Genomic DNA, 23,159 nt, shown 5'->3' on the forward strand with positions numbered 1-23,159 from the left:
AAATTTTAAAAAATCAAGTATCTATTTGTTAGATAAGAAAAATAAACTAAAATGAATAATAACATTGTTACTTATATATATGGTATTTTTAAAAAAATTATATTTTATTAAAATTAAATAATTTATTTAAAAATATTTAAAAACAATTATATCAGATAAAAATATTATTTATAGGTTTATTAGATACAATAGAATCTTTTACTTCTTTAATACTAAGTCTTAAACGACCTTGTCGATCAATTTCTAATACTTTTACAGGTATAATTTGATCTAATTTTAAATGATCCGAAACTTTTTCTACTCTTTTATCAGAAATTTGAGAAATATGTACTAATCCTTCTTTTCCAAATCCTATTGCAATAAAAGCACCAAAATCAACAATTCTCGTTACTTTTCCTGAATAAATACGTCCAACTTCAATTTCCGCAGTAATTTCTTCAATTCTACGAATTGCATTTTTTGCTTTTTCTCCAATTGCAGCAGATATTTTTACTGTACCATCATCTTCAATTTCAATTATAGTTCCTGTTTCTTCTGTTAACATTCGAATTACAGAACCTCCTTTTCCTATTACATCTTTAATTTTCTCGGGATTAATTTTAATTGTATGAATTCTAGGTGCAAATTCAGAAATTTCTTTTCTAGGTTTGCTTAAGGCTTGCTGCATAACATTCAAAATATGTAATCTAGCAGATTTAGCTTTATTTAAAGCAATATGCATAATTTCATTAGTTATACCTTCTATTTTGATATCCATTTGCAAAGCTGTAATACCCTCTTTAGTTCCAGATACTTTAAAATCCATATCTCCCAAATGATCTTCGTCGCCTAAAATATCTGAAAGTAGTACATAATGGTCACCTTCTTTTACTAAACCCATAGATATTCCAGCTACAGCAGATGTTATTGGAACTCCAGCATCCATTAAAGCTAATGATGCACCACACACAGAAGCCATAGAAGAAGAACCATTGGATTCAGTTATTTCAGAAACAATTCTAATTGTATATGGAAATTCATCAATTTTAGGCATTACCGCTAAAAGACTTCTTTTAGCTAAACGACCATGTCCAATTTCTCTTCTTTTAGGTGATCCAACTATTCCTATTTCTCCTACAGAATAAGGTGGAAAATTATAATGAAATAAAAAATTATCTGTTTTATCACCTAATAATTCATCTAAATTTTGTGCATCTCTAGATGTTCCTAAAGTAACAGAAACTAAAGATTGTGTTTCACCACGAGTAAACAAAGCAGAACCATGTGTACGAGGTAAAACACCTGTTCTAATATCTAATGCACGAATCATATCTTTTTCTCTACCATCAATACGATTTTCATTATTTAATATACGTTTTCGAACTATATTTTTTTCAATTTTTTGAAAAATTTCATCAATTTCACTTATATCAATATTTGCATTTTCATTTAAAAGTAATTTAATTGTATGATCTTTTATAAAATTCAACTTTTCATATCTTTCTTGTTTATTAAATATTAAATAAGCATTACTTATATCTTTTTCAATTAATTTTATAAGTTTAGATTCTAACGTAGCATTTATTTCAGGATAAGATATAGCCCAAGGTAATTTACTAGCTTCATTTGACAAAGAACGAATATTATTAATAACTACTTGTTGCTGTTGATGGCCAAAAATAATTGCTCCAAGCACTTTTTCTTCACTTAATATTTTTGATTCTGCTTCTACCATTAAAACAGCATTTTGAGTTCCAGATATAACAAGGTCTAAAAAACTAGATTTCATTTCTTCAGTAGTTGGGTTTAAAATATATTGATTGTTAATTAAACCTACTCTAGCAGCTCCTACTGGACCATAAAATGGAATACCAGATAAACTTAATGCTGCTGAAGCACCAATAATGGAAATTATATCAGGATTAATTTGTGGATTAACTGAAACTACCGTAGCAATAATTTGAATTTCGTTAAAAAATCCTTTAGGAAATAAAGGTCGGATTGGTCTATCAATTAACCGAGCAGTTAATATCTCGCTTTCACTTGGACGACCCTCTCTTCTAAAAAAACCTCCAGGTATTCTGCCAACAGCATATGTTCTTTCCTGATAATTGACTGTAAGAGGAAAAAATTTTTGCCCAGGATGAGTTGTTTTATCCCCAACAACAGTAACAAAAACAGCAGTATCATCCATACTAGCCATCACAGCGGATGTTGCTTGCCTTGCCATTATACCTGTTTCTAATGTAATTGTATGTTGGCCATATTGAAATTTTCGTACAATGGGATTCAGCAAAATAATATCCTTAATATAAAATTAATTTTTTTTAATTATAAATTAATTGATTTAAAAAAATAAAAAAATCAATATATTTTATAAAAATTATTTATGAATTAAATATTTATTTTTAATAATAAAAAATTTATTTTATTGTTTTATTAATAGAAATATTTTAATAAGACTGTAAAAAAAGGGCTAATCAAGCCCTTTAAAAAAACTTTACATCTAATAAGATGATCAAAAAAAATTAAAATATTTTCTTCATTTTATAATATAAAAAACTATTTACCGTCTTAAATTTAAATTTTCAATCAATGTACTATAACGAGATATATTTTTTTTCTTTAAATAATTTAATAATTTACGACGTTTAGAGACCATATTTAACAAGCCTCTACGACTTGAATGATCTTTTTTATGTTGAGAAAAATGTAATTGCAGATGATTAATTTGATGTGTTAATAATGCAACTTGAACTTCAGTATTTCCACTATCTTTATCATTTTTTCCATATTTTAAAATGTTTTCTTTTGTTTTATTTGTACTAAGAGACATTGAATACCTCATATATTTTTAATTATATTAAACTAATATTTTAGTAAAATTATTTAAAAATAATATCATGCTACTCTTAAATTGAATAGAAAATAACTTAATTAGTACACATAGAAATTAATCGATATGGAACTAATATTTCTTCAGTATAAATTTTTCCTAATCCAAGAAATACTTTTTTTTCGTTTTCTAAAACACGTACTAAACTATTCTTAATATCAGATTTAAAATTAACTTTCTTTCCTAATTTAAACTCAAAAGATTCTTTATTAGAAAGATATACTTTTGGTAAAAAATAAATAGGAGTATCAATAGGCATTAATAAACTATCTAATTTTTTAATATTATCTTTGTTTGATAATTCTTTTAAATAAGATATTGTAACTAATTTAGAACAAGAAAGTAATCCTACTTGTATACGACGTAAAAAAACAACATGAGCACCGCAACCTAATTTTTCTCCTAAATCATCAATAAGTGTTCTGATATATGTTCCTTTTGAGCAGTGTACATTTAATTCAATTAAATTATTTTTTTGCTCAATAAGGTTCAGTTTATATATTTTAATATGTCGTATATTACGTGGAATATTTAATCCTTGTCTTGCATATCTATATAAAGGAATACCGTTATACTTGATTGCTGAATACATTGAAGGTATTTGATTAACTGAACCTGTTAATTCTTTTAAAGCCTTATCTAATTCAATATGTGTAAATGAAATTGTTCTTTTTTTTATAATAATGCCATCAGAATCAAACGTAGATGTTTTTTCACCTAATTTAGCAATAACATTGTATTTTTTATCAGAGTTATTTAAATAACAAGAAAATTTTGTACTTTCTCCAAAACAAACTGGCAGCATTCCTGAAGCTAAGGGATCTAAAGTGCCAATATAACCTGCTTTTCTAGCTTTAAAAATACTTTTTACTTGCTGTAATGTGTTATTAGAAGAAATGCCTATAGGTTTATCTATTAATAAAAATCCATTAATATCACGTTTTTTATACAAAAACATTAAACTATCCTTTATTAAATAACGTTTTTTTCGTCAATTTATTTAATAATAAAGAAATTCTATTACCCTTTATAAAAGAATCGTCATAATAAAAAACAATGTTTGGTATAATTCTCAATTTTAATTTTTTACATAATAGTTTACGAATATAACCAGATGCTTTATTTAACAAAGTTAATAGTTTTTCTATACTTACATTATTATTTATTTCTAAAAAACTAATAAATACTTGAGCATAAGATAAATCTTTAGATACAATAACTTCAGATATTGTAATAATTATTCTAAAACGTGGATCTTTAAGTAAACACTGTATAATAATTGCAATATTTTTTTGCAATTCTTGGGCTATTTTAGAAGATCGACTAAATGATTTTTCCATGTTTTTATTACCAATATTTTATATGTATTTAAAAACATAAATTTATCTATAAATGTTAATTTATAATATTCTTTTTACTTCTTTTACTTCAAAAACTTCTATATTATCTCCAATCTTTATATCATTAAAATTTTTTATGCCAATACCACATTCCATTCCGTTTCGTATTTCATTTACATCTTCTTTAAAACGACGTAAAGATTCCAATTCACCTTCATAGATTACTATATGATCTCTTAACAAACGAATTGGATTATTTTTTTTAATAATACCGTTAATTACCATACATCCTGCAATTAATCCAAATTTAGGTGATTTAAACGTGTTTCTTACTTCTGCCAGACCAATAATATTTTGTTTATATTCAGGAGATAAAAGTCCTGTCATAGCAGATTTTACTTCATCAATTAAATCATAAATAACAGAATAATAACGAAGATCTAGACGTTCTGTCTCAATTATTTTTTTAGCCGAAACATCTGCTCGAACATTGAATCCTAAAATAATAGCATTAGATGCTAATGCTAATGAAGCATCTGTTTCTGTGATTCCACCTATACCTAAACCTATGATATTAATTTTTACTTCATTAGTAGATAATTTTAACAAAGCGCCAGAAATAGCTTCTAAAGACCCTTGCACATCAGATTTAATAATAACTTTTAATTCTGAACAATTAGACTTTTTAATATTATCAAACATATTTTCTAAACTTGATCTATTTTGATTAGATAATTTCAATTCACGGGATTTATTTTTTCGATAACATGCAACTTCTTTGGCTTTTTTTTCATCACGAACTACAGTTACTTGATCTCCAGCGAAAGGAACTTTAGATAAACCTAAAACTTCTACAGGAATAGAAGGTCCTGCATGTTTTAAAAATTTCCCAGTTTCATTACGTAACGATTTAATCCGACCATATTCTAAACCACATAGTATTACATCTCCTTTTTTTAAATTCCCTTTTTGAACTAATACAGTTGCTATTGCTCCTCGACCCTTATCAAGAAAAGATTCGATTACAACACCTTCTGCCATTCCTGTAGATATTGCTTTAAGTTCTAACATTTCTGCTTGTAATAAGATTGCATTTAATAATGAATCTATACCTTCTCCAGTTTTTGCTGATATAGAAACAAAAATATTTTCACCACCCCATTCTTCTGCAACAACATTGTGTTTTGTTAAATCATTTTTGATTTGATTTATATCCGAATCTATTTTGTCTACTTTATTGATAGCTACAATAATTGGAACATTAGCTTCTTTTGCGTGTTGAATAGCTTCAATAGTTTGTGGTTTTACTCCATCATCAGCTGCAACTACTAATATAACAATATCAGTTATTTTTACTCCACGAGAACGCATTCCAGTAAAAGCAGAATGACCTGGAGTATCTAAAAAAGTAATTGACCCTAAATCTGTTTTCACATGATAAGCACCAATATTTTGAGTAATACCGCCGGCTTCGTTAAATGCTATTTTTGTAGAACGAATATAATCTAATAATGATGTTTTACCGTGATCTACATGCCCCATAATAGTCACTACTGGGGATCTTATAATCGAGGTTGAATTACCTAAATCACGATCTTTCATTATTGACTCTTCTAGTTCATTTTCTTTATATAAAATAACTTTATGACCCATTTCTTCTGCAATTAACTGTGCAGTATCTTGATCTAGAACATGATTAATTGTTCCTATTATACCCATATTCATCATATTTTTGATAACTTCAGAGCTTTTTACCGCCATTTTATTAGCTAAATCAGACACTGTAATAGTGCTATTAATAATTACATCTCTATTGATAGAAGATTCGGGTTTTTTAAAAACTTGTTGTAATAAAATAGATTGATTTTTTTGTTTAATATTTTTTTTATTTTTCGCAATTCGAGTTTCTTCTTTTTTATTTTTTATATTAATATTTTGTTTATTGTTTTTCTTTTGACGCTGATTTTTCAAATTTCGATTATAATTTCTTTTATTTTTTTCATTTTCATTGTGAATTTCATCATCTCCTATATTTCGAGTATGAAAAAATGTAGTTAAATGATAATCTTTTGTTTCTTCTTTGAATTTTTTATTTTCTAAATTTTCTTTTGTTGTTTTCTTTACACTGAAAGTATACTTATTTGAATCTATATTTTTTTTTAAAACTTTATTTTTTTCATTTTTTTTAAGAATATTAGAACTTTTTAATCGATTTAATTTATTTATAGAATCTTTATTAGATTTATTCTTGTCTAAAGGATGAATATCTTCTTTAAAAATTTTTTCTTTTATAACCTTTTTTGGAAAAAGTTTTAAAATTTTTTTTTCTTTATTTTGTAGTAATATTTTGTCTTTTAATAAATTTTGAACTTCTGGTACACTATTTTTAGTGTATGTTCTTTTTTTTCTAATTTCTACTTGAACAGATTTATTTTTACCTCCAGCTAAAGAAACATTTAAAGTACTACGAGTTTTTCTTTGTAGAATAAAAGTATTTTCAGAAACATTTTGTTTTTTTCTTAGATGTTTTAATAAAAATTTCTTTTCTGAAACATTAATAAAATCATTTTCATTTTTTAAAATTCCAATTTCGGAAAAGTTTTTTATTAATTCTTGTACTGATATTTTAATTTCATTAGATAACACTTTTAAACTCATATCAATCATACTATTTTCCTATTATTAGACTTTACTATCAAACCAACAAATATTACGAGCAGTCATAATTAATACACCTGCTTCTTTAGAATTAAGATTTTCAATATCAGTTAAATCATCTACTCCTTGATTCGCTAATTCTTCTAAAGTAAATATATTTTTTTCGGCTAGTTTTAATGCCAATGTTTCATTCATCCCTTGTATGTCTAAAAGTTTTTTTTCTATTTGCTTTTTATTTATCATTTTTTTTCGATCTAATTCAATGAGACGTAATCCATTTTTTGCGCACTCTCGAACTATTTTTACTTCTTCTGCAGTTAAAAGATTAATTGACAATAATTCATCAATTGGTATATAAGCTAATTCTTCGAGAGAAGAAAAGCCTTCTTTCACTAAAATTGTAATAATTTTTTCATTAACATTTAAGTATTTTTTAAAAATATTAAAAGCAGCAAATGCTTCCTCTTTATGTTTTATTCGTAAATCTTCTGTAGTCATCACATTTAATTCCCAACCACTAATTTGAGAAGCTAAACGAACATTTTGACCATTTCTACCAATAGCTTGAGCTAAATTATTTGAATCCACAGCAATATCCATTGTATGATGATCTTCATCGACTATAATAGACATAACATCTGCAGGGGCCATTGCGTTAATAACAAATTGAGCTGGATTATCATCCCATAAAATAATATCAATACGTTCTCCACATAATTCACTAGATACTGCCTGTACTCGTGCACCTCGCATTCCTACACATGCACCTACTGGATCAATTCGTTTATCATTAGTTTTCACTGCAATTTTAGCACGAGATCCAGGATCACGTGCAGCTGCTTTAATTTCAATAATTTCTTCGCCAATTTCAGGCACTTCTATACGAAATAACTCTATCAGCATTTCAGTTTTTGAACGACTCATAAATAATTGAGCACCACGAGCTTCAGGATATACTCCGTATAAAATACCACGAATACGATCTCCAGGACGAAAATTTTCTCGAGGCAACATACCTTCTTTTAAAATAATAGCTTCAGCATTGTTTCCCAAGTCTAATGTAAGATTTTCTCTATTAATTTTTTTTACAATACCAGTAATAATTTGTCCAATATATTTTCGAAATTGATCGACTAACATAGCACGTTCTGCTTCACGGACTTTTTGAACAATTACTTGTTTAGCAGTTTGTGTTGTAATTCTATCAAAATTAACAGAATCAATTTTATCTTCTATATAATCATTGATCTCAACCTTATCACCTTCAAAGCAAGCTGCTGCTAAAGTAATTTCTTTTGTTGGATGATTTACAATGTCCACTACCATCCATCGTCTAAAAGTGCTAAAATTACCAGTTTTACGGTTAATACTAACTCGAACATCAATTTCTTGTTCATGTTTTTTCTTTGTAGCTGTTGCTAACGCAACTTCTAAAGCTTCAAAAATTTTTTCACGTGGCAGTGATTTTTCATTAGAAACAGCTTCTACAACAGCTAAGATTTCTTTATTCATCTTAGTCAACCTCTGAATAAATATTTTTAAATATTCTAATAAAAAACCCCGAAAATTCGGGGTTTTAGGTAATACCACCCTATTCATAATACTAAATACAATATATTAGTGAATATCAATATAAAATATTTTTATTTTAAAAAATAGTACCGAGAATGGGACTTGAACCCATATGCCTTGCGGCACTATCCCCTCAAGATAGCGTGTCTACCAATTTCACCATCTCGGTATATGATATTTATTATTATAATCCAAATAATTTTAAAAACTAAAAAATTTAAATTTAATGAGGTATTTCAGAATTTAATATTTTATTTTTTTTGAAATTTAATTTTTTTTTATTTAAAATATTATTATGATGATCTTCAAATAAACTTGAATTTATTTTTTTATCGTTAATATTACACAAAATAAGACTAATGATTAAAAAAAAACAAGCACATAACCCAATAATATTTGTTGCAAAACTATTACTTCGAAAACTATTAAATAATTTAATATTAGTCAATGTATTTGAATGTATGATATCACTTACACCTTTTCCTGGTTGCAATAAAATTAAAAAATTTAAACAAATAGAAATAAAAATTAAAAAAACCAAAAAAAATAAATACATAAAAAATAATTTTCCTTTTTTTACGTAAAAATAAAATAATTACTATTTTAGTACAAATTTCATTAAAATTTATACATATAAATATTTTCAAGTTAGTCATACTTAAAACTAAATATTTTATATGTTTATTAAATTAACTTAATTATATTTGAAATTGTATTGGCTATTTTTTTTATCTTATTATAATCTTGATCTTCTATCATAATACGAAGATAAGGTTCAGTTCCAGATTTACGAATAAAAATACGACCAGTCTTTCCTAAAATATTTTTTGATTTTTCAAGAACAGACTTAAATTTTACATTTTTTTCAAAATTTTGATCATTTTTTAAAAAAACATTTAATAATATTTGAGGAAATAACATTACTTGATTAGATAAAAAGTATAAAGATGCATTATTTTCAATCATATTTGATAATACTTGTAAACTAGCTATAATTCCATCACCAGTAGAATGTTTATCTAATAAAATAATATGTCCTGATTGTTCAGCACCAAGCATCCAGTTTTTTTCTTTAATTTTTTTATATATATAACGATCTCCTATTTGTGTTGCAAAGAATGGTATTCCAATTTTTTTAAAACCAAGAATAATACCCATATTAGTCATTAAAGTACCTACAACTCCACCATTTAACTTATTATTTTTTAAATATTGTTTTGCAATTATATAAATAATTTGATCTCCATTTACTTCATTTCCTAAGTGATCTATCATGATCACACGATCTCCATCACCATCAAATGCTAATCCGATATCAGCTTTATTTGAAATAACTAATTTTTTTAATTGAATAGTATTAGTAGATCCTGAATTTTTATTAATATTAATTCCATTTGGGTAAATAGAAGAAGTTATTACCTTTGCTCCTAAATCTTGAAAAATTTTAGGTGCTATATTATAAGTTGATCCGTTAGCACAATCTAATACAATAGTAAGCTTTGATAAATTTATATTTCCAGGAAAAGTATTTTTACAAAAATTAATATATTTTTTTCGAGCATTACTCAATTTTTTAGAAAATCCAAAATTTTTTACATAAGAAGAATCATACAAAGGATCATTTAATTTTTTTTCAATTAAAATTTCTATATCTCTAGTTATTTTAGTTCCATTCTTAAAAAATATTTTTATTCCATTATCTTCAAAAGCATTATGAGATGCTGAAATAATAATTCCTGCTGAAGCATTTAAAGATTTTGTCAAATATGCAATTGCAGATGTAGGTATACAACCGGCTAATAAAGTAGAAATTCCTTTTGATAGAATCCCAAATTCTAAGCAATACTGTAGCATACATCCTGAAACACGGGTATCTCTTCCAATAACAATTTTTTTTTATATTCACCCAAAATAGTTCCAATAATTTGTCCTAATTTTAACATAAAATCTGGAGTAATTGGTTTTTTTCCCACTTTTCCACGTATTCCATCTGTTTTAAAATATTTAAAATTTTTCATATTAATTTATCTCTATCTTAAACAATTTATAAAATATAAAAATTATAAAATATTTAATATTTTTTATAAAAAACTATCTTTTTAAAAAACAAGATGAAGTTATAATAATTTTATTACTTCATCTTATTTCAGTATTTATTAAAATATAACATTAATTATATTAAATTTTTACGCGATTTAATATATATTTAATAATTAAAAATAATTAAAATAGCGATATTATTATTAATTTAGTTGTTATATTAATAATATATTTTAATTGTGATTCGTTTCAGACCATTCTTTTGGTTTTCGAACCTCTCTTCTTTCCATTAAATCATCTATTTGCAAGGAATCAATTGTTTCATATTTTATTAAAGCATCTTTCATGGAATGTAAAATATCAATATTTTCATTTAAAATATTTCTAGCTCGATTATAATTTACTTCTATTAGTAATTTAACTTCTTCATCAATAATTCTAGCAGTTTCATCAGACATATGTTTTGCTTTAGCCACTGTTCGACCTAAAAATACTTCTCCTTCTTCTTCAGCATACAATAAAGGACCTAATTTATCTGAAAACCCCCATTGCGTTACCATATTTCTTGCTAAATTTGTAGCTACTTTAATATCATTAAAAGCACCAGTAGATACTTTTTTAGAACCGTAAATAATTTCTTCTGCTAAACGACCGCCATATAAAGTAGATATTTGACTTTCTAATTTTTGTCTGCTAATACTGAATGTATCTGATTCTGGTAAAAAAAAAGTAATACCTAATGCTTGACCTCTAGGAATAATCGTAACTTTGTGAGCAGGATCATGATCTGGAACTAATCTTCCAACAATCACATGGCCAGCTTCATGATATGCAGTAGATTCTTTTTGAAAATCACTCATCACCATTGATTTACGTTCAGAACCCATCATAATTTTATCTTTTGCTTTTTCGAACTCAATCATAGAAACGACACGATTATTTAAACGAGCTGCAAAGAGTGCTGCCTCATTAACTAAATTAGCTAAATCTGCACCTGAAAAACCTGGTGTTCCACGAGCAATAATTATAGGATCCACATCTTTAGACAAAGGAACTTTACGCATATGTACTTTTAATATTTGTTCTCTTCCACGAATATCTGGAAGTGGAACAATTACTTGACGATCAAATCGACCTGGGCGCAATAAAGCAGGATCTAAAACATCTGGTCTATTAGTAGCAGCTATTAAAATTACACCTTCATTTCCATCAAAACCATCCATTTCTACTAACATTTGGTTAAGTGTTTGTTCTCTTTCATCATGTCCACCACCTAATCCAGCTCCTCTTTGACGACCTACTGCATCAATTTCATCAATGAATATAATACATGGTGCATTCTTTCTAGAATGTTCAAACATATCTCTCACTCTCGATGCACCTACACCAACAAACATTTCAACAAAATCAGAACCAGAAATTGTAAAAAAAGGAACTTTTGCTTCTCCTGCAATTGCTTTTGCAAGTAATGTTTTCCCAGTTCCAGGAGGCCCAACCATAAGTACACCTTTAGGTATTTTACCTCCTAATTTCTGAAATCTACTAGGTTCTTTTAAATATTCAACTAATTCACCTACTTCTTCTTTAGCTTCATCACATCCTGCAACATCATCAAAAGTAGTTTTAATTTCATCTTCTGATAACATTCGAGCTTTACTTTTTCCAAAAGACATAGCTCCTTTTCCACCACCCATTTGCATTTGCCGCATAAAAAAAATCCAAACACCAATTAGTAATAACATAGGAAACCAAGACACAAATATAGAAAATAAAATACTCGGCTCTTCTGGTATTTCTCCCATAACTTTAACGTTTTTTGTTATAAGATTATCTAATAACTTAGGATCATTCATCGGAATATAAGTGGTATATTTATTGCTATCTTTTTTAGTAACACCAATCATCCGTCCATTAATATACACCTCACGGACCTGATCTTGATTAACTTCTGATAAAAAAGTAGAATAATCAACTCTGTGATTATTTGAATCACTAGTATTAAAGTTTTGAAAAACAGACATTAAAATCACTGTAATTACTAACCAAAATATCAGGTTTTTAACCATGTCACTCAAGGGAACAACCTCTCATTACATCTATTTTAAAAAACAACGCAGATTTAAAAATTATAGAAATAAAATAATATTTTTATCTGGTCGCTAGAATGAATATTTCTCGTGATCTTGATCGAGAAGTTTTTGGTTTACAAATTTTAATTTTTGAAAATAACGTTTTAATTTCTGTAAAAAATTCATTTAAACCTTCTCCCTGAAAAGATTTTACTAAAAAAATACCATTTTTTGGTAATATACATGTAGATATTTTAAGAGCTATTTTACAAATCTCTATAATTCTCGGCATATCAATAGACCAACAACCTGTAATATTAGGTGCCATATCAGACATAACTATATTAAAAGTATTATTAGATAAACGATTTAACATGAAGTTTAATATATTTACATTTCGAAAATCTACTTGAAAAAATTTCACTCCTGTTATTTTTTTCATAGGTAATATATCACATGCTATAACAGATCCAGTTTTTCCAATTTTATTCATTGCATATTGTGACCAACCTCCTGGAGAAGAACCTAAATCAATAACATTCATTCCAGGTTTAAATAATTTATTATTCTTATCAATTTCTTCTAATTTAAACCAAGATCTAGATCGAATTTTATTTTTTTTTGCCTCTTTAACATATTGATCTTGAAAATGTTCTGATAACCAACGTTTCGAACTATTTGATTTATTTTTAGCCATCATATTATTTAATTCTTTTATAACATTTATAATAAATATAATTACTATCTTCAAATATATTATTAATTTAAACATAATCTATCTTTAAAATTTTATATTCAACATTACCAGAAGGTGTAAATATAGTAGCAATAGTGTTAATAGTTTTTCCAATTAAACCTCTTGACATCGGAGAATTAATGGAAATTAAATTTTTTTTAAAATCAGACTCATCATCACCAACAATCTGATAAGTAAATATTTCATTGTTTTTTATGTTTAAAATAGTGACTGTGGAACCAAATACAACTCTTCCATCATTAGGTATTTTAGTAATATCTATAATTTGACAATTAGATAATTTTAATTCTATTTCTTTTATTCGTCCTTCACAAAAACTTTGCTCTTCACGAGCAGAATGGTATTCAGCATTCTCTTTTAAATCACCATGCTCTCTAGCTTTTGCTATTTCAATAATAATACGAGGACGTTTTATATTTTTTAATTGTTTAAGTTCTTTACGAAGTTTTTCAGCACCTCTAACAGTCATTGGAATTAAATTAACCATATAACATACCTCATTTTTTTTCTAAAAGAATATAAAATTATTAATTTAAAAAATACTAAAAATTTGTATATAATTTTTTAAAATTAAATATATTTTTAAGAAAAAAGATTTAATTTTTATTAAATATTTTTAAAAATTCAATTATTTATATATTTTAATAAATAATTAAAATAAAAAATATAGTAATATGAATATATCGTTGATAAAATCTAATCAGATTAACAAGTAAAATTTTTAATATTATTAATTATTTAATATAAATTATTTTCTATGAAATTATTTCATATATAAAACACTTATGTTTTTCGAAAATATTAATCTTTTCATAACAATATTAAATAAAAAATAAATGTATCTATATTAATGTAAAAAATAAAATTTATCAAAAATTTCAATTTTATGAAGTAAAATTATTTATTAATATTTAATAAAAAATTTAAAGATATATTTATATATATAACATTCAAAACTTTTATATTTTAACAAAACTAATTTAAAGTATATTTAAAATGAACAATGAAAAAATAATATCAATATTAAACAAAAAACTAAATTTAGAAAAAATATATGTCACAGGAGATAACAATCATATCAAAATAATTGCAGTAGGAGATATATTTAAAGGCATTAACGAAGTAAAGAGACAACAAATAATTTACGCACCTTTAATTGATAAAATTATAGAAAACAAAATTCATGCCTTATCTATAAAAACATATACAAAAGAAGAATGGAAAAAAAATAATAAAAATAATAAAAATAATCTTAGTTAAATATTGAAAAATAATAATAGAGATTTAATAATGAATGAACAAATTATATATAGAAGGTAATAAAAAATTAAATGGTAATGTATTAATTTCTGGTTCTAAAAATGCTGCTTTGCCTATTTTGTTTATGACAATACTAACAAAAGAAAAAATTGAACTAAGTAATATTCCAAAATTAACAGATATTAGAGTAGCAATTAAACTACTTAGATCTTTAGGGGCAAAAATAGTTAATACAAATAAAATTTTGTATATTGACCCAAGTGCAATTAATATTTATTGCCCTCCATATAATCTAATTAAAGAAATAAGAGCATCTATCTGGATGTTAAGCCCTCTTTTAATACGCTTTGGTAAAGCTAAAATATTTTTTCCAGGAGGTTGCAAGATCGGTCTTAGACCTATTGATCTTCATTTAAAAGGTTTGATCGCACTAGGCGCAAAAATTGTTCAAAAAGATAATTATATTATTGCATCTATTTTAAAACCTCTCAAAGGAAAATATATACATTTAGAAAAAATTAGCGTTGGAGCGACTATTACTATTATGAGTGCTGCAACTTTAGCAGAAGGTTTAACAATCATAGCAAATGCTGCTCAAGAACCAGAAATTATTGATGTTGCAAAATTCTTAAATACTTTAGGTGCTCATATTACTGGTGCAGGAAGTAATAAAATATATATAACAGGAGTATTAAAACTAAATGGTGGTTATCATAAAATAATACCAGATAGAATTGAAACAGGAACTTTTTTAATAGCTGCTGCAATTTCTAAAGGATGTATTATATGCAATGATACTGAACCAAAACACTTAGAAAATATATTACAAAAACTATCTGAAACTGGTGCACATATACAAACTGGGAAAGATTGGATTAAATTAAATATGCAAGAAAAAATACCTAAAGCCGTAAATATTTCAACAACTCCATACCCAGGTTTTCCAACTGATATGCAACCACAATTTGCCTTACTAAATAGTATTTCTAAAGGTGAAAGTATTATTATTGAAAACATATTTGAGAATCGTTTTGCTTATGTTAAAGAGTTAATTAAAATGGGTGCTAAAATAAAGATTAAAAATAATTACATTATTTGTAAAGGTGTTCAAAAATTATTTTCTAAAACTCTTTTCTCTACTGATTTAAGAAGTTCGGCTACATTAATTTTAGCAGGTTGTATTGCAAAAGGCATTACAGTAGTTAATAATATTCATCATTTTAAAAGGGGATATGAATCATTTCCAAAAAAATTAAATAAATTAGGTGCAAACATTAAATATATATAATAATGTTTCAATTGTTTAACCTAACTTATAAACAAATTATTAATATTACATTAATAAAAAAATAATTGGAGTATTATATGTATGCAGTTTTTTTAAGTGGTGGTAAACAATATCGAGTTAAAAAAAACCAAGTCATTCAACTAGAAAAATTAAATTATCCGATAGGTTCAATATTTGAATTTAAAAATATTTTAATGATTTCAAATAAAGAAAAAACGAAAATAGGAAGTCCTTTTTTAAATGGAATTCAAGTTAAAGCTCACGTTGAAAATCATGGTAGAGCTAAAAAAATTAAAGTAATAAAATTTAATCGTCGAAAACATTATAAAAAACAGCAAGGTCATCGTCAATATTTTACTAATGTAAAAATTATAGATATTAATTATATAGAGAACTAAAATGGCACATAAAAAAGCTGGTGGTTCCACAAGGAACGGAAGAGATTCTAATGCTCAAAGATTAGGTGTAAAACGTTTTGGAGGTGAATTAGTATCAGCAGGTAGTATTATTGTAAGACAGAGAGGAACGAAATTTCATCCGGGGAAAAATGTAGGCTGTGGAAAAGATCACACTATTTTTGCAACTATTAAAGGAAAAATAGAATTTAAAAAAAAAGGAATAAAAAAAAGAACATACATTAATATTATTAACTAATAAAACGTTAAAAATTTGATGGTTTTTAAAAACCCCTTTTTCTGAGGGGTATTATTTTTTTATAAATAAAATCTTTTTTTAAAATTATACTTATTTTAACAAGTAAGGAATGAATATGAAATTTATTGATCAAACTGTTATTCAAGTTATCGCCGGAAATGGAGGAAACGGATGTGTTAATTTTAGAAGAGAAAAATATATTCCTAAAGGAGGTCCAGATGGTGGAGATGGAGGAGACGGTGGAAATATTTGGATAGAATCGAATAACAATCTAAACACTCTTATAGATTTTAGATTTAAAAAAATATTTCAAGCTGAACATGGAATGAATGGATTAAAAAGAAATTGCTCTGGCAAAAAAGGTAGTGATATTACAATACATGTCCCTATTGGGACTAAAATAATTAATTATCAAACACGTGAAATAATAGATGATTTAATAAAAGATAAACAAAAAATACTTATTGCAAAGGGAGGATGGCATGGATTAGGTAATACTAGATTTAAATCCTCAATTAATAGAACGCCAAGACAAAGAACGTTAGGATTAATAGGAGAAAACAGATATATACAATTAGAATTATTATTAATAGCAGATGTAGGAACATTAGGCATGCCCAATGCTGGAAAATCAACTTTAGTAAAAAATATATCTAGCGCCAAAACAAAAACCTCAGATTATCCATTTACTACATTAAATCCTATTTTAGGAAGCGTTGAAATTGAACACAAAAGATTCGTTATAGCAGATATCCCAGGTATAATTCAAGGCGCATCTAAAGGAAAAGGATTAGGTATTAATTTTTTAAAACATTTAGAAAGATGTAAAATATTACTACATATTGTTGATTTATGTCCTATAGACTATTCTAATCCAATAGAAAATATTAAAGCTGTATTACATGAATTAAAACAATATAGTGTAAAATTATATAATAAACCAAAATTATTAATCTTAAATAAAATTGATTTAATAACAACTTCAAAAATAAATCAATATGTTAAAGAAATTAAAAACAATTTAAATATAAAAGAACCATATTATTTAATTTCTTCTCTTCAAAAAATAGGAACAAAAAAATTATGTTCCGATATCCTATATTATTTAAAAAAATAAAATTTTTTTCTAATTTTATTTGTTTAATTTTTAGTTATTTAAAATATAAAATTATGACAAATAAATGAAAGAACTCGGTTTGTTACAAAAACCAAGTTCTTTAAGATAAGTTTTATTACTGTATTTTAACGTTTAGAAAACTGTATACGTTTTCTAGATTTACGAAAACCTACTTTTTTTCGTTCTACTTGTCGTGAATCACGAGTGACGAATCCAGATTTTCTTAATTCATTACGTAATAATTGATTATAATCAATTAAAGCACGAGTAATTCCTTGTCTAATTGCACCAGCTTGGCCAGAAATACCACCTCCTTTAACTGTAATATAAATATTAAAGTTATTTATCATATCTGTTAAAATTAATGGTTGACGAACAATCATACAAGAAGTTTCTCGACCAAAATAATCATTTAATAAACGTTTATTTACTACTATTTGACCTGTCCCAGGTCTAAGAAAAACTCTAGCAGAAGAACTTTTACGACGACCAGTACCATAATTTTGAATTTTCATAATATATTTTTAATATACCCTTATTAAATATTTAAAAACTGAGGACATTGTGCTATATGATTATGGTTTTCATCTGAAAAAACTTTTAATTTTTTAAACATTAAACGACCTAAAGGGCCTTTTGGTAACATACCCTTTACTGCAATTTCAATAATTTTTTCTGGATTTTTTTCCATAATTTCTGCAAATTTAAATTGTTTTATTCCACCAATATAACCTGTATGATGATAATAAATTTTATTATTTTTCTTTTTTCCTGTAACTAATACTTTAGAAGCATTTAAAACTATAATATAATCTCCAATATCAAGATGTGGTGTATATTCAACTTTATGTTTTCCTCTAAGTCGTAAAGATAAAGCACTAGCAAATCTACCTAATACTTTATTAGTAGCATCAACATAAAACCAATCTCTTTTTATATTTTTTTCTTTAACTGAAAAAGTTTTCATAAAATAACTCACTTTAAAATAATATATAGAAAAGAATACTATGATTAGAATTAATAAGATATAGTAAATATATTATCATCTATCAAACTTATTGAAACATTTTTAAAAATCAATAATTAATCTAATTAAATAAAATTTAATAATTATATTTTTAAAAATATTTAATATTTTTTTTAAAAAACAACATATTTTTTAATATAGAAAATAGTATATTATATAATCTATTATTATTTTTTATATTAAAAAATTAATACTAATTAAATAAAAATATTTTATATTGATATAAAATATATTAGATATTTGATAGGTAAAATAAACTATGTTGTCTAAAAATGATTTATTAAATTTTCGTAATGAAATTAACAATATTGATAAAAAAATAGTTATGTTGCTCTCGAAAAGAAAAAAATTAGTATTAAATATAGCTCAATCTAAAATACAAAATAACCAACCAATACGTGATATAAATCGTGAAAAAAATTTGTTATCCAAGCTAACTAGTTTAGGCAAAGAAAAAAATTTAGATCCTGACTATATAATACGCTTATTCCAATTAATAATTGAAGAATCTATACTGACTCAAAAAACATTATTAAAAAAATTTCAAAACAAAAACAGTATAAATCAAAATATTATTTCGTTTCTTGGTCCAAAGGGCACTTATTCAGATATTGCTGTATCTCAATATGAAAAACAAAATTTAAAAAAATTTATTAAAAAAGAATGTTTAAATTTTAAAGAAGTTATTCAATTAGTTGAAAACAATGAGTCAAATTATGCTATTTTACCCATAGAAAATAGTTGCTCGGGCCCTATTAACGAAATATTTAACATTTTAAAAAATACAAGTCTATTTATTGTCGGAGAAGTGAATGTTTTTATAGATCATTGTTTATTAGCATTAGAAAAAGTTGAGTTAAATATAATTAAAAAAATATATAGTCATTCTCAGCCATTTAAACAATGTAGTAATTTTATTGGTCAATTTCCACATTGGAAAATCAAATATACTAACAGCACAACTGATGCAATTAAAAAAATTATTAAATATAGTAAAATTACTAATGCTGTTTTAGGAAGTGAAATAGGAAGTCAAATTTATGGATTAAAAATTTTATGTAAAAATATATCAAATAAAAAAAATAACATAACAAGATTTGTTTGTTTATCGAAAACACCTCTTAAAATTCATTCACATATACAAGTAAAAACCACAATAATATTTACTCTAGAAAAAAAATCAAAAGAACTTTCTGAAATAATTTTAATTCTAGAACAAAAAAAAATAATTATAAAAATGTTAACTTTTTATAATACTAACAACGAAGAAAAAATATTTTATCTTGATATTGAAGAAAATTTATCATCTAATACAATACACAATGTTCTTAAAAAAATTCAAAAAATTACTAAATTTATGAAAATATTAGGTTGCTATCCTATTGAAATTAAAAAACTATTTTAGTTATAAATTCATTAAATATTTACATACTAAAAATATTTTAAAAATTCACTAAAATATTATTAATTTTCACGTTTTAAATACTTTAATATTAATTGATGAAAGAGTAAGGAATATGTTTAGTAGCTTAACTGAACGTCTCTCAAAAAGTTTACGTAATATCATTAATAAAGGAAGACTTACAGAAGAAAATATTAAGGATACTATAAGAGAAGTAAGAAAAGCATTGTTAGAAGCCGATGTTACATTATCAGTAATAAAAACATTTATAAAAAATGTTACAAAAAAATCAATTGGTTATGAAATTAATAAAAGTCTTACTCCTGGTCAGGAATTTATAAAAATTGTACGAAATGAATTAATTTTAGCTATGGGTGAAAAAAATAATGATTTAAACCTATCTATTCGACCACCAGCAGTGATATTAATAGTTGGTTTACAAGGAGTAGGAAAAACTACTACTGTAGCAAAAATAGCTAAATGGATACAAAATAAATACAAAAAAAAAATACTTATTACATCTACTGATGTTTATCGTGCTGCTGCAATAAAGCAACTTGAAATTTTATCTAATCAAATTAATATACATTTTTATTCATCTGATATTAATCAAAAACCAATTAATATAACAGAAAAAGCAATTAAATATGCTCAACTAAAATTATATGATGTTTTATTAATAGATACAGCAGGACGTTTACATATCGATGAAATAATGATGGATGAAATACAACAAATACAAAATTTTTCTAAACCTATTGAAACATTATTAGTAGTAGACTCAATGATGGGTCAAGATGCAATTAACATGGCTAAAAGTTTTAACCAATATTTATCTATATCAGGTATTATATTAAGTAAAACTGATAGTGATTCTAGAAGTGGAATTGCATTATCAATGCGTTATATTACTGGAAAGCCTATTAAATTTATAGGAACAGGAGAAAAACTAACAAACTTAGAAATATTTCATCCAGAACGTATGGCTGATAAAATTTTAGGCATGAATAAAGTTATATCAATTATTAAAGATATTGAAGAAAAAATTAATCAATCTAATTTAAAAAATTTAACTAAAAAACTTAAACAAGGCCATGATTTTAATTTAAATGATTTTTTGATTCAAATAAAAGAAATGAAAAAAATGGGAGGTTTAAACTATTTTATAGATAAGTTTGCAAATAACAAAATGATATCTAATAATTCATTATTAGGAAATGATGAAAATACTTTAAATAAAATTGAAGCAATAATATACTCAATGACACCTAAAGAAAGAAATAACCCAATGATCATCAAAGGTTCTCGTAAACGTAGAATTGCTTTAGGATCTGGAACAAAAATTCAAGATATCAATAAATTATTAAAAAATTTTGATAATATAAAAAAAATTATGAAAAAAATTAAAAATAACGGAATTGGAAAAATTGTTCGTAATATAAAAAATATATTACCTAAAAACTTTTAAAATATACCACAATAATTTTATTACTTAAAAAATTTAAAGGAAAAAAAAATGGTAAAAATTCGGTTAGCTCGATATGGAAATAAAAAACGTCCGTTTTATAAAGTAGTAGCTGCAGATAGCCGTTTTTCTAGAGATGGTCGTTTTATTGAACGATTAGGTTACTTTAATCCAGGATCTAAAGACACAACTACTTCTATTAAATTAAATATCGATCGTATTATATATTGGCAAAAAAATGGAGCAAAACTTTCAGAACGATCAAAAAAATTAATTAAATTATTTAAAAAAAATGAGGGGATATTATAAATACCAAATTAAATACTCTAATTGATCCGATTTTAGTAGGAAAAATTGGAAAAGTTTATGGAATATTAGGTTGGATGAATTTTTTTTCTTTTACCGAAACTAAAGAAAAAATATTTAGTTATCTTCCATGGTTTATCTTAAAAAATAAAAAATGGGACATTATTAAATTAAAAAATTGGAAACAACATAATAGTCATTTTATTATTCAAATTAATAATATTATCGATCGATCTCTTGCTAGCACATGGACTAACACTGATATTTTTATCGATAAAAATCAACTTCCAAAACTTTATCCAGATGAATACTACTGGAATGATATTATTAAATGTAAAGTATTCAACACAACAAGTAAATATTTAGGGAGAGTAATTAATTTAATTAGTAATAAATATAATGATATTCTTCTTATACACAATGAATTAAAAAAAAATAATATAAAAAAAATAATGATTCCATTTATTAATAAAAAAATAGTAAAAAATATAGACATTCAAAATAAAATTATAATCGTCAAATGGAATTAGAACATGATATCTCAATTAAAAAAAAAGATAATCAAACATTAATATCATTTTATATCATCACTATATTTCCAGAAATGTTTTTTTCAATTTCAAATTATGGAGTAACTGGAAAAGCAATTCAAAAAAAAATTATTACTCTTGATTGTTTAAACCCAAGAGATTTTGCTCAAAATAAATATAAATCTATAGACGATCGTCCTTACGGAGGAGGACCCGGAATGTTAATGAGTGTTAAACCATTATATTTATCAATTAAATATGCACAATCTTTATTAAAAAATGCAACAGTTATTTATTTGTCTCCACAAGGAATGAAATTAAACCAAACTAATATTTTTCAATTAATTAAAAAGAAAAAAATTATTTTTGTATGTGGTAGATACGAAGGAATAGATCAAAGAATTATTGATTCTTTAATAGATGAAGAATGGTCAATAGGAGATTATGTACTGACTGGTGGAGAACTTGCAGCAATGGTGATAATAGATGCTATTGCTAGATTTATTCCTGGTGTTATTAATACAATTAAATCAGTAGAAAAAGAATCTTTTTATAATAACTTACTTGATTATCCACATTACACTAGGCCAAAAAAGATTTATGATATGACAGTTCCGGAAGTATTACTTTCTGGTAATCATAATCAAATTCGTTTATGGCGTTTAAAAAAATCTTTAGAAAAAACTCTAAAAAAACGACCAGATTTATTAGAAGAAAAAATTTTAAAAAAAGAAGAAAAAATAATTTTAAGCACATTTAAAAAAAATAAAAAATAAAAATATAATTAATTTATAATGAT

General features: G+C 25.0%; 21 protein-coding genes, 1 tRNA gene and 3 pseudogenes. 10 read left to right on the top strand and 15 right to left on the bottom strand.

The genetic code is table 11. The features are described 5' to 3' along the window. Positions 1-151: 151 nt before the first annotated feature. The 13 genes and pseudogenes from pnp to greA all read right to left on the bottom strand — a co-directional run bounded on the left by pnp (position 152) and on the right by greA (position 13,798). Positions 152-2,275 carry a polyribonucleotide nucleotidyltransferase gene (pnp, locus tag FQV33_RS00830; protein ID WP_158347752.1) on the bottom strand — a complete coding sequence of 708 codons (2,124 nt, stop codon included), beginning with the start codon at positions 2,273-2,275 and terminating at the stop codon, positions 152-154. 270 nt (positions 2,276-2,545) lie between these two features. Beyond that, the gene (gene rpsO, locus FQV33_RS00835; protein ID WP_158347754.1) at positions 2,546-2,815 is read right to left on the bottom strand and encodes a 30S ribosomal protein S15; all 270 of its coding nucleotides are present in this window, start codon (positions 2,813-2,815) and stop codon (positions 2,546-2,548) included. A gap of 97 nt (positions 2,816-2,912) precedes the next feature. Continuing rightward, on the bottom strand, positions 2,913-3,833 hold the full coding sequence (gene truB, locus FQV33_RS00840) for a tRNA pseudouridine(55) synthase TruB (RefSeq protein WP_158347756.1): 921 nt from the start codon (positions 3,831-3,833) through the stop codon (positions 2,913-2,915). A 4-nt stretch (positions 3,834-3,837) separates the two neighbouring features. Further along, positions 3,838-4,215: a 30S ribosome-binding factor RbfA gene (gene rbfA / locus FQV33_RS00845; RefSeq protein WP_158347758.1), complete on the bottom strand. Its 378-nt coding sequence runs from the start codon at positions 4,213-4,215 to the stop codon at positions 3,838-3,840. 60 nt (positions 4,216-4,275) lie between these two features. Further along, a pseudogene (gene infB, locus FQV33_RS00850) lies at positions 4,276-6,336 on the bottom strand (translation initiation factor IF-2); the annotation flags it as partial. A 254-nt stretch (positions 6,337-6,590) separates the two neighbouring features. Next, a pseudogene (locus FQV33_RS03155) lies at positions 6,591-6,882 on the bottom strand (IF-2-associated domain-containing protein); the annotation flags it as partial. Positions 6,883-6,897: 15 nt separating this feature from the next. Beyond that, positions 6,898-8,385, bottom strand: a complete 1,488-nt coding sequence (gene nusA / locus FQV33_RS00855; protein ID WP_158347762.1) for a transcription termination factor NusA — start codon at positions 8,383-8,385, stop codon at positions 6,898-6,900. Positions 8,386-8,532: 147 nt separating this feature from the next. Further along, a tRNA-Leu gene (locus FQV33_RS00860) sits at positions 8,533-8,614 on the bottom strand. A gap of 54 nt (positions 8,615-8,668) precedes the next feature. Further along, positions 8,669-9,001, bottom strand: coding sequence for a preprotein translocase subunit SecG (gene secG / locus FQV33_RS00865; protein WP_158347764.1), 333 nt, complete (start codon positions 8,999-9,001; stop codon positions 8,669-8,671). Between the two features lie 128 nt (positions 9,002-9,129). Continuing rightward, positions 9,130-10,463: pseudogene (gene glmM, locus FQV33_RS00870) on the bottom strand (phosphoglucosamine mutase). Positions 10,464-10,718: 255 nt separating this feature from the next. Continuing rightward, positions 10,719-12,551 (bottom strand): ATP-dependent zinc metalloprotease FtsH, encoded by a 1,833-nt coding sequence (gene ftsH, locus FQV33_RS00875; protein WP_158347766.1) that lies wholly within the window; start codon positions 12,549-12,551, stop codon positions 10,719-10,721. A gap of 82 nt (positions 12,552-12,633) precedes the next feature. Continuing rightward, complete coding sequence (gene rlmE, locus FQV33_RS00880) at positions 12,634-13,254, bottom strand: 23S rRNA (uridine(2552)-2'-O)-methyltransferase RlmE (protein ID WP_158348518.1); 621 nt, start codon at positions 13,252-13,254, stop codon at positions 12,634-12,636. Between the two features lie 64 nt (positions 13,255-13,318). Further along, a complete protein-coding gene (gene greA, locus FQV33_RS00885; protein WP_158347768.1) occupies positions 13,319-13,798 on the bottom strand; it encodes a transcription elongation factor GreA in 480 nt (159 codons plus the stop codon). A gap of 509 nt (positions 13,799-14,307) precedes the next feature. Between greA and FQV33_RS00890 the strand changes: the two genes are divergently transcribed. The 5 genes from FQV33_RS00890 (at position 14,308) to cgtA (ending at position 17,630) form a co-directional block, all read left to right on the top strand. Beyond that, positions 14,308-14,571 (top strand): BolA family protein, encoded by a 264-nt coding sequence (locus FQV33_RS00890; RefSeq protein WP_158347770.1) that lies wholly within the window; start codon positions 14,308-14,310, stop codon positions 14,569-14,571. 34 nt (positions 14,572-14,605) lie between these two features. Continuing rightward, on the top strand, positions 14,606-15,859 hold the full coding sequence (gene murA, locus FQV33_RS00895; protein WP_158347772.1) for a UDP-N-acetylglucosamine 1-carboxyvinyltransferase: 1,254 nt from the start codon (positions 14,606-14,608) through the stop codon (positions 15,857-15,859). Positions 15,860-15,936: 77 nt separating this feature from the next. After that, positions 15,937-16,257 carry a 50S ribosomal protein L21 gene (gene rplU / locus FQV33_RS00900; RefSeq protein WP_158347774.1) on the top strand — a complete coding sequence of 107 codons (321 nt, stop codon included), beginning with the start codon at positions 15,937-15,939 and terminating at the stop codon, positions 16,255-16,257. Position 16,258: 1 nt separating this feature from the next. Then, complete coding sequence (gene rpmA, locus FQV33_RS00905; RefSeq protein ID WP_158347775.1) at positions 16,259-16,513, top strand: 50S ribosomal protein L27; 255 nt, start codon at positions 16,259-16,261, stop codon at positions 16,511-16,513. A 115-nt stretch (positions 16,514-16,628) separates the two neighbouring features. Further along, positions 16,629-17,630, top strand: coding sequence for an Obg family GTPase CgtA (cgtA, locus tag FQV33_RS00910; protein ID WP_158347777.1), 1,002 nt, complete (start codon positions 16,629-16,631; stop codon positions 17,628-17,630). A gap of 125 nt (positions 17,631-17,755) precedes the next feature. Here cgtA and rpsI read toward each other — a convergent pair whose 3' ends face one another. Beyond that, entirely contained in the window at positions 17,756-18,145 is a 390-nt protein-coding gene (gene rpsI, locus FQV33_RS00915; protein WP_413462926.1) for a 30S ribosomal protein S9, read from the bottom strand. 23 nt (positions 18,146-18,168) lie between these two features. Then, positions 18,169-18,597, bottom strand: coding sequence for a 50S ribosomal protein L13 (gene rplM / locus FQV33_RS00920; protein ID WP_158347781.1), 429 nt, complete (start codon positions 18,595-18,597; stop codon positions 18,169-18,171). A gap of 319 nt (positions 18,598-18,916) precedes the next feature. Here rplM and FQV33_RS00925 point away from each other — a divergent pair, with 319 nt between their 5' ends. From FQV33_RS00925 to trmD, 5 genes are all read left to right on the top strand, one after another. After that, the gene (locus tag FQV33_RS00925; RefSeq protein WP_158347783.1) at positions 18,917-20,062 is read left to right on the top strand and encodes a chorismate mutase; all 1,146 of its coding nucleotides are present in this window, start codon (positions 18,917-18,919) and stop codon (positions 20,060-20,062) included. Positions 20,063-20,174: 112 nt separating this feature from the next. After that, positions 20,175-21,527: a signal recognition particle protein gene (gene ffh / locus FQV33_RS00930; protein ID WP_158347785.1), complete on the top strand. Its 1,353-nt coding sequence runs from the start codon at positions 20,175-20,177 to the stop codon at positions 21,525-21,527. A gap of 48 nt (positions 21,528-21,575) precedes the next feature. Next, a complete protein-coding gene (gene rpsP, locus FQV33_RS00935) occupies positions 21,576-21,833 on the top strand; it encodes a 30S ribosomal protein S16 (protein ID WP_158347787.1) in 258 nt (85 codons plus the stop codon). A gap of 44 nt (positions 21,834-21,877) precedes the next feature. Next, complete coding sequence (rimM, locus tag FQV33_RS00940) at positions 21,878-22,360, top strand: ribosome maturation factor RimM (RefSeq protein ID WP_226856634.1); 483 nt, start codon at positions 21,878-21,880, stop codon at positions 22,358-22,360. Between the two features lie 14 nt (positions 22,361-22,374). Next, positions 22,375-23,136, top strand: coding sequence for a tRNA (guanosine(37)-N1)-methyltransferase TrmD (gene trmD / locus FQV33_RS00945; RefSeq protein ID WP_193201189.1), 762 nt, complete (start codon positions 22,375-22,377; stop codon positions 23,134-23,136). The last annotated feature ends 23 nt before the right edge of the window (positions 23,137-23,159 follow it).

Origin of the sequence: Buchnera aphidicola (Aphis fabae), assembly GCF_009069125.1 — a bacterium.
Taxonomy (GTDB): domain Bacteria; phylum Pseudomonadota; class Gammaproteobacteria; order Enterobacterales; family Enterobacteriaceae; genus Buchnera; species Buchnera aphidicola_BB.